Raw genomic sequence first — 11,418 nt, 5'->3', positions numbered from 1 at the left:
GGTTTACTCGGGACGGTGGTCGGGATGATGGAGGCTTTCCAAGAAATCCAAAGGATCGGGGCCGGAGTGAGTGTGAGTAACTTAGCGGGAGGAATCTGGAAGGCTCTTGTCACGGCTGCTGCCGGGTTAATCGTTTCGATCCCTTGTTACATCGTTTATAATTACATTGTCTCCGTCATACGAGGGATTGTGTACGATATGGAGAAGGTTTCTTTGGAACTCATCGCCTTTTTCAGTGCCCGTCCGGAAAATGTGATCTCGATGGAGGATAAAACCAGTAAGATGCCTTCGAAAATCACGAATATTGATGCGGAAGAATCGAAAACCGATAAAAAATAACGGATGAAACTCAGGCAGGAACTCAAGCTTGTTATCAGGCCCATGGACATGGTTCCCATGGTCACCGTGATTTTGCTGCTTCTTTTTTTCTTTCTTTTATGTTCGACGCTGATTTTGCAGCCGGGTATCCGAGTGAAAGTCAGTCTGCCCTCGACGAGTGTGGCCAGTTACCTGCCCCAGACACGCCTGATTGTGACAGTGGGAATGCTTGATAAGGATGATGCGAAGCCTGTTATCTATATGAATGACGAAAAGATCGATGGCCTTGACGGTTTAAAAGCGGCATTGAGTAAACAAGCCGAAAAAGACTCCAGCCAGACTGTTTTATTACGTGCTGATGAGAACCTTTCCCAAGCCGCTGTCCTCGAGGTCATGAGTGCGATCTTATCCACGGGGTTACCCGTGGTGATCGGTACGCAGGAAGCCGCACAAAAACCCTCCAGCAAATGATATCCCCCGGGCTGAAACGATATTTGCAGGCAGATTTAAAGGTTTTTTTGATCATTTTTGCGGTGGTTTTCAGCATTCATTTCCTCCTAGTGAAATTCTGGCACGGGGGCCGCATTAAAAATGAAGAGGAGTTTTTCCGTGTGCCCGATATCACCATGATGACGATTCCCCGGGTGCAAGTGGTCCCCCGCGACGGGGGGCACGACCTTCCTGATAAACTGGAGTTAAGGGAACCGATGTTTTTATTCAGGCCACACCGATGGAGTTACACTGACCGGAGTGCGGAAGTGATTAATCTTGATATCGCCAGTGTGGTCAAAGAAAAAGAATTTTGGGTGGCCTCTGATATGGGAAAAACAACAGAAGACCCGGCGGACTTTACCGGGGCGATTCATGAAATGGTGCCTCATTATCTTAAATATAAGCCTTCAACGAGTTTTGTGCAGAACCGAGAAGGGCTCACCCCGATCGTCGCTGTGGCCCCGACTGCGGTGGAAGCGGATTTCAGCCTCCAGAAAAGCATTTTGCGTGGGCGTAAGTGGAAAGATAAGCCGGTGATTGCCAATCCGGAGAATCTGACGGGGGTACTGAATCCCGGGATTGTGAAAATCGCTGTCACACTCTCTGGCAGGATCGATTTTGTGCTGATGGAACGTTCCAGTGGCTCTGTGGAGGCAGATATGGAGGTGATCCGTGCCTTACAGAAGGCATCCCTTCAGCCGGTGGATTCGGCATTAAATGCCACATTAGTCTGGAGTGAAGTCGAGGTTAAATGGGCGGCTAAGCCGGAGGGAACTTCTAAAAAAGGGGCGACTCCCTAAAAAAACAGCTTGCCCAAACGTGTTCCATTCCTATTATTTCGACTCTGGGTCGGATGTTGCTGTTTTCCTTCTCAGAATAAGACTTTATTTTAACATCAATTCTTGAGGAAAAATTTATGGGAATGTGGATTGGACGTAATCGCAAAGCACGCGTGACTTATGGTTTTGATGAGATCGCCTTGGTGCCGGGAGATATCACCATCAATCCTAATGAGGTGGATACAAAATTCCAGATCCCGACCAAATCCGGTCAGCCCATTGAGCTCACGATTCCGATCATGGCCAGTGCCATGGACGGGGTTACTGATGTGAAATTCTGCATAGAAATGGGTAAACTCGGCGGATTAGGTGTGATTAATCTTGAGGGAGTGCAAACCCGTTATGAAAACCCTGCGGAAGTGCTCTCTGAAATCGCCACGGCCGACAAAGAAAAAGTCACGGAATTAATCCAGAGGCTTTACTTGGCCCCCATCAAGGAAGAACTCATCGCCAAACGTGTCCAAGAGCTTAAAGCCGCCGGTGTCGTAGCCGCTGTCAGCTCCCTTCCACAAAAGGCTGAGCGTTACGGGCAAATTGCCCAGGATGCCGGCTGTGATGTGTTCTTTATCCAATCCACCGTCTCCACTGTCCGCCATATTTCCAGCGAGTATAAGACTTTGCATATTGCCGATTTTTGTAAAAAAATGAATTTCCCGGTGATCGTGGGAAATACCGTGACCTACAGTGCGACCTTAGAGCTTATGGAAACTGGTGTCGCCGCTGTCCTGATCGGGGTCGGTCCCGGTGCCGCATGTACCTCACGCGGTGTGCTGGGCCTCGGTGTGCCCCAAGTCACAGCCACAGCGGATTGTGCAGCTGCCCGTGATGAATACTTTAAACGCAGTGCCCATTATGTGCCGATTATCACCGACGGCGGCATGAGCAAGGGTGGAGACGTCTGTAAGGCCTTTGCCTGCGGCTCTGATGCTGTCATGATCGGGAGTGCATTTGCCCGCGCCCAAGAAGCCCCCGGCCAAGGTAACCATTGGGGCATGGCCACTCCCCATGCAAACCTGCCACGGGGCACAAGGATTAAAGTCGGCGTGACCGGTTCCTTGAAACAAATCCTCTTTGGACCAGCGACAGTCGATGACGGTTCCCAGAATCTCATCGGTGCGATCACTACTTGTATGGGGAATGTCGGCGCCGCAGATATTCGTGAATTCCAACGCACGGAAATTATCATCGCCCCCAGCATTAAGACTGAAGGAAAACTTTTCCAAACGGTGCAAAATGTCGGGATGGGGACACGATAGTATTTTTGATTAGAATCCCCGGAATGAACCCCATTGCGGGGGATTTTTTTAATTTTATTTTTTTCAGGAAGGATAATATCCCGTGAGTGATCGTATTATTATTTTAGATTTCGGCTCCCAATATACCCAAGTCATCGCCCGCCGTGTGCGCGAGGCTCATGTTTACTCGGAGATTCTTAAATACAATACGAGTGCGAAAAAAATCGCAGGCATGAATCCTTCCGGAATCATCCTCTCCGGCGGTCCATCCAGTGTTTATTCGGAGAATGCCCCGATGCCCGATCCCGAGATTTTTAATCTCGGTGTCCCGATCTTGGGGATTTGTTACGGGCTCCAGATCATGGCGAAATTCCTCGGCGGAAAAGTCGCCCGTGGGACAAAACGTGAATACGGCAAAGGAACCCTGACGGTGAAGTCTGCCAGTGCCCTTTTTAAAGGATTACCCAAAAAGCTCCAGGTATGGAATTCCCACGGGGATAAACTGGTCAAATTACCCAAAGATTTTAAAATCATCGCCCAGACGGATAATTGTGAATATGCAGGGCTCGAGCTTAAGGGGAAGAATTTCTTCGGGATCCAGTTCCACCCCGAAGTCTCGCACACCCCTCTGGGTAAAAAAATCCTGAGTAACTTTATCCTCAGTATTTGCGGGGCAAAACCTTCCTGGACGATGAAATCTTATATCGAGCAATCCATTGCCCAGATCCGTGAGACAGTGGGGAAGGACCGCGTGATCCTCGGCCTGAGCGGCGGGGTCGACTCCAGTGTGGCGGCGGCCTTGATTCATAAGGCCATCGGTAAACAAATGGTCGCGATCTTTGTCAATAATGGACTCCTGCGCAAGAATGAGGATAAGATTGTCCAGACTGTTTTCCGGAAGAATTTCCGGGTGAATCTCAAATACGTCGATGCCACGAATGTCTTCCTCAGCAAATTGCGCGGGGTGACCGAACCCGAGGCCAAGCGCAAGATTATCGGTAATGAATTCGTCTATGTCTTTCAACGGGCCATGAAACAAGTCGGCCACGCAAAATTCCTCGCCCAAGGCACCCTTTATCCTGATGTGATCGAGAGTGTGCCTATTTGTGGTAATCCCGCGGCCAAGATCAAAAGCCACCACAATGTCGGTGGGCTGCCCAAGGATATGAAATTTAAATTACTCGAACCCCTCCGTTGCCTCTTTAAAGACGAGGTCCGTAAGGTGGGTGAGGAGCTCGGGCTCCCTCCTGAAATCGTGAACCGTCATCCATTCCCGGGTCCTGGCCTCGGGGTGCGGGTCCTCGGGCCGCTGACACGCGAACGCATCGCCATTACACGTGAGGCGGATGCCATCGTCATTGATGAAATGAAAAAGAGCGGCTGGTACCAGAAGGTTTGGCAGGCCTTTGCTGTCCTCCTCCCGGTGAAAAGTGTCGGGGTCATGGGGGATGAGCGCACCTATGCTGAGACCGTCGCCGTGCGCATCGTGGAGAGCTCCGACGGCATGACCGCCGATTGGGTTCATCTTCCCCACGACTTACTCGGCACGATTTCCAGCCGGATCATTAATGAGGTCAAAGGTGTGAACCGTTGTGTTTACGACATTACCTCCAAACCTCCCGGCACCATCGAGTGGGAATAATAATTGCCGCTTTCTTTGATCCTTTATTTTCTAACTCTGGAAAAATAGGAGAAGGTAAACGCGAACTGACTATGTCCTTTCCCATTAGCCATGAGCAATTTGCTCCAAGAGGTAAGCGGGCCGCTTAGCCTAAATGGAACTCTAAAAAACCTTTTCGTTCCTGAGAGGATCTTTGCGTGAAATATTTACACAAGAGCAAATTGCCCGGTCTGGTATGAATAATTCTATTTTTGTTCCCACTGGATGACTTTGCCATTCTTGAAAGTGACTTTAATAAAAGGAACATTGTAGTAGGTGTAAATGGGGTCATAATAAGGATATGCCACGACATTACCACAATCATCCTGAGCATAGGCATAAGACCATTGGGGGATGGTATCACTCAATGTCCGGTCGTAATACCAGGAAGAAAAGTCACCCTTATCAGATTGTTTGATCTTTTTTCGGGTAGGGGTTCCCATCGCGATATAGACAGCATCGGTATTCATACCTGTCCGGATCATGCCTTGTTGGACGAGTTGTTTATCATTGGGTGAGAGTGCATTAAAAGCACCTTGTCTTTCCTTTGTTCGACTTTGGATAGTCGAGCATCCGGTGAGAAATGTGACGAGGAGGAGAAGTAAAACTAAGCGGCCAAACGTATTCATATTTATATCCTGTTATTGTTTCTCAGTCATGAAGAGTGAGTGAATATTATGACGAGGGTAGAGATCAAATTATTCATAAAGAATTTTCTAACAAATTTGCCTTATCCCGTGTCTAATAAACATGGATGATTCTATTAGAATCTTGAAAAAAGCTTGCTGCCGTGTAAGGTAAGCATGTTTTTTATATATAAAATGATAAAAATCCCTCTCAAAATCGCATTTTGTCTTCTGGTATGGATTGTCGGGATGGGTTTTTCGTCTGGAAAACTATACTCACAAGTCATTGATTCACAAAAGATTCCATTTGCGGATGGGTTTGATTTGCCGGTCGGAAAACCCAACGGTGAGAATTATTATCTTTCCCGTGGACTAAAAGGTCGGCATTTGGGCGAAGACTGGAATGGTGAGGGAGGGGGAAATACTGATTTGGGAGATCCCATTTATTCGGTAGCCCATGGTCTGGTCATCAGTGCTTCGGATATCCGGATGGGGTATGGAAAAACGGTATTTATCGTCCATAAATTCAGGGAAAATGGCAAAATTAGGATTGTTGAAACCCTTTATTCCCATATGAATTCGATCTCGGTTTCCCGTGGGGATGTAGTGAAACGCGGGCAGAAGGTCGGGACAATCGGCACGGGTAACGGCCTATATTCTGCCCATCTACATTTTGAGTTACGGGATAAACCCGGCCAATTTGTGAGGATTGGATATCGCAAGGGTAGGGAGTTTTTTTTAGATGGTTTTAATTTCATCTCTGCCCGTAGGCCCAAGGGGTCACCTGATTTGATCCTTGTGCAAAGACCGGGTAATTTTCCCGGCAGGATTCCTTTCCCCAAACTCACCGTAGCATCGGATACCCGTTTTTTGGCTGAAAATAAGGGGGTTCCTTTACCAAAGGCAGGGGTTCAATCTATCGATATTGATATTGTCACACCCGAGGATGGAAGACTCGCTTCGATCAAGAAATCAATTATGTCTTCCCTACCCAGACTGGCCCAGCTCACTGGAAAAGACAAAAAGGGAAAGTCTTCACCTACGGATGAACAAGCTGATCAAACATTTTTGGCTGATGCAGGCGATGTCGCTCCCAGTGTGATTGATGCGAAAAAAGTAATGGCGAAACAAAATAAACAGGTCAAAGCTGAAACGCAAATGGCTCAGGCTGTAGCTGAAAAAAATATATCTGATGAACTCGGTAATTTGCCGAGCGGGGTGGCCCAAAAGTATGCCAAACTCAAAGAGGATGATGATGACCGGGTGGTTCACTTTGAGCAGCACATGGCTAATGACTCTCTCGATGATCCAGAGATGAGCGAGGCGGCCCTCAAAACCGAAAGAATCCTGATTGCTGAAGCGTTAGCAAACCGTTCTAAACAAGGTGGCCTAATCGAGGTGAATCTCGACCAGCTCTTGCTGGTAGACGAATCAATCACAAAGACCACAAACGATTCAGAGCCACCAAGGGAGCAAACCTTATCCTTGATGGATAATCCCTTAGAAATCAAAGCGAAAAAGGAAATCTCGCGTGCCATGGGGCAGGTGAATAATACCGCGATCAGGCTGGCCCTTTTCTTAAACGAGCTCGCCCAAGCCCAAGATGATATCCAGCCGGTGGAAATATCCACCCGAGAACACTAATCAAGGCTAGTTATATTTTAGGACAAAAAAATACCCCGGTCACTTTTATGAACGGGGTATGAGTAAATGAGGATTAATCCAGATTATGAAGACCGTTTGCGGGCGCTGTGATCGAGGACTTTTTTACGGATGCGCAATTTGGCCGGTGTGACTTCGAGGTATTCATCCGATGAGATGTACTCGAGGGCACGTTCCAAGCTCATATTCAAGGCGGGTTCGAGCCCGTCAGCCTTTCCATCACCTTGGGAACGCATGTTTGTGAGCTGTTTTGCTTTGCAAGGGTTTACAATGAGATCTTCCGGGCGGGAAGTTTCACCAATAACCATTCCGGCATACACCTCGACTTGGGGATCGATAAACAAGCGTCCACGTTCCTGAATATTCACGAGTGAATAAGTGGTGCTAATCCCACTTTCCATGGCGATGAGGGCTCCACGGGTGCGTGTGCCGAGTTCACCTTTAAACGGTGCATATTCTTTGAAAAGGTGGCTCATGACGCCCATGCCTTTGGTCAAATTCATCAGGTCGGTCTCAAATCCGATAATTCCACGGGTGGGGACGACTGCCTCGACACTGACATCCTTTTCATGATGTTGCATGTTGACGATTTCCGCCTTGCGGGTAGCGAGGTTTTCGAGGACACCGCCGAGGAATTCTGAGGGGACTTCGACATACATGGTTTCGTATGGTTCGAGGGTGTTTCCCTTATCATCTTTTTTGTAGATGACTTCCGGGCGTGAGACCATGAGTTCGAATCCTTCCCGGCGCATTTGCTCGACTAAAATAGCGATTTGCATTTCGCCGCGTCCGGAGACATTAAAGACTGAGGCGGAGTCAGTTTCTTCGACATGGAGACTGACGTTAGTATAGGTCTCGCGGGTTAAACGGTCTTTGAGATGGCGTGCAGTCAGGAAGCGCCCTTCTTTACCGGCGAGGGGGGAGTCGTTGACGCAGAAATTCATCTTAATGGTCGGGGGATCGATCTCTGTACAAGGGATGGGTACTTGGCTTTCAGTGGCGCAAATTGTTTCACCGATATAAATCTCATCGAAGCCGGAGAGGCCGACGATATTACCGGACTGGGCTTCGGGGATTTCTACTTTGGCGAGGCCGCTGTGGGAAAAGATTGCTGTGATAGTGGCTTTGACCTTTTTACCGGCAGCATTAATGCAATAAACTACATCACCTTTTTTGACCGTACCTGAGGAGATTTTTCCGTAGGCGATCTGGCCCAGGTAATCACTGTAGTCAAGGTTTGACACGAGCATCGCGAATGGGGTGGTGGGATCAGCTGTCGGTGGAGGCACTTTATTAATAATCGTCTCGTAAAGGGGAAGCATGTCCTTGCTTTCCTGGTCCATTTCGAGTTTGGCAAAACCGTTTTTTGCGGAGGCATAGATGACGGGAAAGTCCAGCTGCGCATCACTGGCATGGAGCTCGACAAAAAGCTCGAAAATCATGTCGAGCACTTTATGAGGATTGGAGTTTTCTCGGTCGATCTTATTGATGACGACGATGGGCTTTGCCCCTGTCTCGAGGGCTTTGCGGAGGACAAAACGGGTCTGGGCTTGGGGACCGTCAAAAGCGTCCACGAGGAGGAGAACCCCGTCAATCATCTTTAGGATACGCTCGACTTCACCGCCGAAATCAGCGTGGCCAGGAGTGTCCACGATATTGATATGGAATTCCTTGTACTTAAAAGCGGCATTTTTGGCTTTGATCGTGATCCCTTTTTCCCTTTCAAGGTCCATGGAGTCCATGATCCGCTCTTCGGTAAAGGTCGATTCATTTGTCCGGAATGTGCCGGCTTGTTTCAGTAATTGATCCACGAGGGTGGTTTTACCATGGTCGACGTGGGCGATAATGGCGATATTCCGGATATTTTCGATCTTTTGTTCCATACTCTGTTACTTTCTTTAACCGGCCTGTTTGGGGCGGTTATCCTTAAATTCTCAATTCAAGCCCGTGTGTTTAAGCAGGGATTACGCTTTGACTCAAGCGCGATTTCGTTTCATTCAGGTGAATGTATTCTTTTTATTGCGGTTAATGCATTTTTAGATAAAAAAAGCGGCAGGATAACCTGCCGCTTTCTTCAAAATTAGAAATGGCCCGGATTAGTTTTAGGCCTTCTTGAGGATGGGAAGACCCGTTTTCGAGTTTTCCGAAACGACTTTGCCTTCCGGCAAGGCGTCAATGGCAAATTCGCCTGCTACTTTGGCGAAATAATAAAGGGTCACTTCTTTACCACCACGTAATTTGGTGGGACGACCATGCAGATAATAGTTTTGTCCGCTTTTTTTGCTGACGACACTGTATGACATAGGGATTTCTCCTTGAGTGGGGTTAGATAAATAGGGGGTTGAAAAAAAAGCCGCCTTTTTCCCTTGGTGGAAAACAAAAGGCGGCTTGATAAAAATTACTTCATCAAGAGGGCTGTACGCGCACGTTTGACCGCATTGGTCATTTTGCGGTGGAGCTTCGCAGGGAGACCTGTGACACGGCGGGGAAGGAGTTTGCCTTTTTCAGTCACAAATTTCCTGAGTAATTCGGTATTCTTGTACTCAAGGGCTTCGCCGGAGATGTCGACGCGTTTACGGGCGACAGGGGTTGTATTGCGGCGGATGATCACCCCTTTTGATTTTTTCTTCTTGATACCCATAAACTTTAGATGACTCCAGCGGCTTTGAGGGTGCTATAGGCACCGTTTTTATTGATGGTTTTAAGAGCACGGACACTGAGCTTGATCTTGATGAATCGTTTCAGCTCAGGAACGTAAATTCTTTTTTCCTTGAGGTTTGGTCTAAACCAACGTCGCGTCATGGATGTGACGTGCGTCCCGATGCCGCCCTCTTTTTTTGGTTTACCGCGACGATTGATGCGGTTTCCGAGAGTCGGTTTTTTTCCTGTGATACTGCATGTTCTAGACATAAATTCTTTCCTGTAAAAAATGCGAACTTTTAGCTTTAGAAAAAAAACGACTCCTCTGCAAGTAGAAATTTAAGAGTTTTTCACCTTTTTAATAGGGGAGCCGATAATTATAAAGAAAATTGATTTCTGGAGGGAGGGTGAGTTTAAGTCAAAATAACGCTTGATTCCTTGCCTTTGATATAGATTTCCAGTCTCTCCTGATGATTAATTATTCTTCCGGTTTAATCGTATCAGTGAGTCAGTATCCTATTTTCTTCTTCTTGAATTTGTCCGGTTGTGGTTAAGTTTCCTGACTTATGACCGGAAAATTATCCATTGTGGCCACACCAATCGGGAATCTAGAGGATATCACGCTGCGGGCCTTGCGCATTTTGAAGGAGGCGGATGTGGTGGCTTGTGAAGATACGCGACACTCGGGCAATTTGCTACGCCACTTTGAAATTTCAAAAAAACTGGTCAGTTACCATGAGTTTAATGAAGCCAAGAGGACGGCGGAATTAACCGGGCAAATTGCCCAAGGGACAAATGTCGCCTTGATTTCGGATGCCGGGACCCCCGGAATCTCCGATCCAGGGGCGAGGATCATCCGGGCGGTGATAGCAGCAGGTTTACCTTTGGAGGTCATTCCCGGTGCCAGTGCGATTATTTCGGCTTTGGTAGGGAGTGGATTGTCCACCGATGAATTCTACTTTGGTGGGTTCTTGCCGGTAAAATCGGCGCAGCGTCAGAATGTCTTCCGCAAATTGCTGGGCCGGTCTGAAACAATTTGTTTTTACGAGTCCCCGCACCGGATCGCTTCCTGCTTGGATGATCTGGAGAGTGTTTTTCCGGACAGGCAAATTGTTCTTGCCCGGGAATTAACAAAGATCCACGAGCAATTTGCGCGGGGCACACCGGCGGAGGTGAAGGCCCAATTTGTGGGGCGTTCCTTAAAAGGTGAAATGGTCATTCTGGTTTCAGGACTGGATGCGAAACCCTTGTCAGTTCCTCCGATTTCCGTTTAATTGTTTTTTTTAAAAACCAGCCCTATGGATTCACAACTCACACTCATCAGTTTATTCCAGCAAAGTGTCCGCGAAAATGGTGATAAAATCGCCATTGTTTATGACGGGCAAAAAATTTCTTACCGTGATGTGAATGTCCGGATCGAAAAAATCGCGGGGTCCCTCATGGCCATGGGGGTGAGAAAAGGGGATCGAGTCGGGATACTACTTAAAAATTCCCCGGATTACGTTTTTTCCTATTACGGAGCTTTATTGGCTGGGGCTGTGGTGGTCCCGATCAATAACATGCTCAAGGCAGACGAGATCCAGTATATATTGAATGATTGCCAGATAAAGGTGTTGGTTTCATCCGGGGATTTCCGGGATATCCATCAGGCACTCCGCGGCAAATTGCCCGGGTTAGTCGGGATTTATCTGGTGGAACACGAGTTTTCAGAGGTCGGTAGATCGGTCAAGTTTGAGTTTCCCCAGCTTTATTCTGGGGATTTGGCTGTCATTATCTATACCTCGGGCACGACCGGTAAACCCAAAGGGGCCATGCTCACTCATAAGGCGATCGGGGCTAATGTGAAAAGCTGCGAGAAAATCCTCAGCGCCTACAAGGCAGACCGGTTTGCGTTGCTCCTACCGATGTTCCATAGCTTTATGATGACGGTCTGCATGGTATTACCC

13 protein-coding genes are annotated in these 11,418 nt (G+C 47.9%); 8 read left to right on the top strand and 5 right to left on the bottom strand.

What is annotated here, in order from left to right; all coding sequences use genetic code 11:
• The 5 genes from SGI98_02110 to guaA form a co-directional block, all read left to right on the top strand.
• Nucleotides 1-339 (top strand): MotA/TolQ/ExbB proton channel family protein (locus tag SGI98_02110; GenBank protein ID MDZ4742197.1); only part of this gene is annotated, 339 nt, incomplete at its 5' end.
• A 3-nt stretch (nt 340-342) separates the two neighbouring features.
• A complete protein-coding gene (locus SGI98_02105) occupies nt 343-789 on the top strand; it encodes a biopolymer transporter ExbD (protein ID MDZ4742196.1) in 447 nt (148 codons plus the stop codon).
• A 47-nt stretch (nt 790-836) separates the two neighbouring features.
• Nucleotides 837-1,610 carry a hypothetical protein gene (locus tag SGI98_02100; protein MDZ4742195.1) on the top strand — a complete coding sequence of 258 codons (774 nt, stop codon included), beginning with the start codon at nt 837-839 and terminating at the stop codon, nt 1,608-1,610.
• A 116-nt stretch (nt 1,611-1,726) separates the two neighbouring features.
• Nucleotides 1,727-2,905, top strand: coding sequence for a GuaB3 family IMP dehydrogenase-related protein (locus tag SGI98_02095; GenBank protein MDZ4742194.1), 1,179 nt, complete (start codon nt 1,727-1,729; stop codon nt 2,903-2,905).
• 82 nt (nt 2,906-2,987) lie between these two features.
• A complete protein-coding gene (gene guaA, locus SGI98_02090) occupies nt 2,988-4,526 on the top strand; it encodes a glutamine-hydrolyzing GMP synthase (GenBank protein ID MDZ4742193.1) in 1,539 nt (512 codons plus the stop codon).
• Nucleotides 4,527-4,750: 224 nt separating this feature from the next.
• Here the strand turns inward: guaA and SGI98_02085 are convergent, their stop codons facing one another.
• The gene (locus SGI98_02085; GenBank protein MDZ4742192.1) at nt 4,751-5,173 is read right to left on the bottom strand and encodes a hypothetical protein; all 423 of its coding nucleotides are present in this window, start codon (nt 5,171-5,173) and stop codon (nt 4,751-4,753) included.
• A gap of 192 nt (nt 5,174-5,365) precedes the next feature.
• On the opposite strand from SGI98_02085, the gene SGI98_02080 reads away from it, so the two are divergent.
• Nucleotides 5,366-6,814 carry a M23 family metallopeptidase gene (locus SGI98_02080; GenBank protein MDZ4742191.1) on the top strand — a complete coding sequence of 483 codons (1,449 nt, stop codon included), beginning with the start codon at nt 5,366-5,368 and terminating at the stop codon, nt 6,812-6,814.
• Between the two features lie 83 nt (nt 6,815-6,897).
• Here the strand turns inward: SGI98_02080 and typA are convergent, their stop codons facing one another.
• From typA to rpmB, 4 genes are all read right to left on the bottom strand, one after another.
• Nucleotides 6,898-8,715: a translational GTPase TypA gene (typA, locus tag SGI98_02075; GenBank protein ID MDZ4742190.1), complete on the bottom strand. Its 1,818-nt coding sequence runs from the start codon at nt 8,713-8,715 to the stop codon at nt 6,898-6,900.
• A gap of 219 nt (nt 8,716-8,934) precedes the next feature.
• Nucleotides 8,935-9,135 (bottom strand): hypothetical protein, encoded by a 201-nt coding sequence (locus SGI98_02070; GenBank protein ID MDZ4742189.1) that lies wholly within the window; start codon nt 9,133-9,135, stop codon nt 8,935-8,937.
• A 95-nt stretch (nt 9,136-9,230) separates the two neighbouring features.
• Nucleotides 9,231-9,473 (bottom strand): 30S ribosomal protein S18, encoded by a 243-nt coding sequence (rpsR, locus tag SGI98_02065; protein ID MDZ4742188.1) that lies wholly within the window; start codon nt 9,471-9,473, stop codon nt 9,231-9,233.
• 5 nt (nt 9,474-9,478) lie between these two features.
• On the bottom strand, nt 9,479-9,742 hold the full coding sequence (gene rpmB, locus SGI98_02060) for a 50S ribosomal protein L28 (protein ID MDZ4742187.1): 264 nt from the start codon (nt 9,740-9,742) through the stop codon (nt 9,479-9,481).
• Nucleotides 9,743-10,038: 296 nt separating this feature from the next.
• On the opposite strand from rpmB, the gene rsmI reads away from it, so the two are divergent.
• On the top strand, nt 10,039-10,746 hold the full coding sequence (gene rsmI, locus SGI98_02055; protein ID MDZ4742186.1) for a 16S rRNA (cytidine(1402)-2'-O)-methyltransferase: 708 nt from the start codon (nt 10,039-10,041) through the stop codon (nt 10,744-10,746).
• 24 nt (nt 10,747-10,770) lie between these two features.
• The coding region (locus tag SGI98_02050; protein MDZ4742185.1) for an AMP-binding protein at nt 10,771-11,418 on the top strand (648 nt) is incomplete at its 3' end.

Source organism: Verrucomicrobiota bacterium (assembly GCA_034440155.1).
GTDB lineage: Bacteria > Verrucomicrobiota > Verrucomicrobiia > JAWXBN01 > JAWXBN01 > JAWXBN01.
Note: the sequence above shows the minus strand (reverse complement) of the source record. Positions and strands in the feature narration are given on the sequence as shown.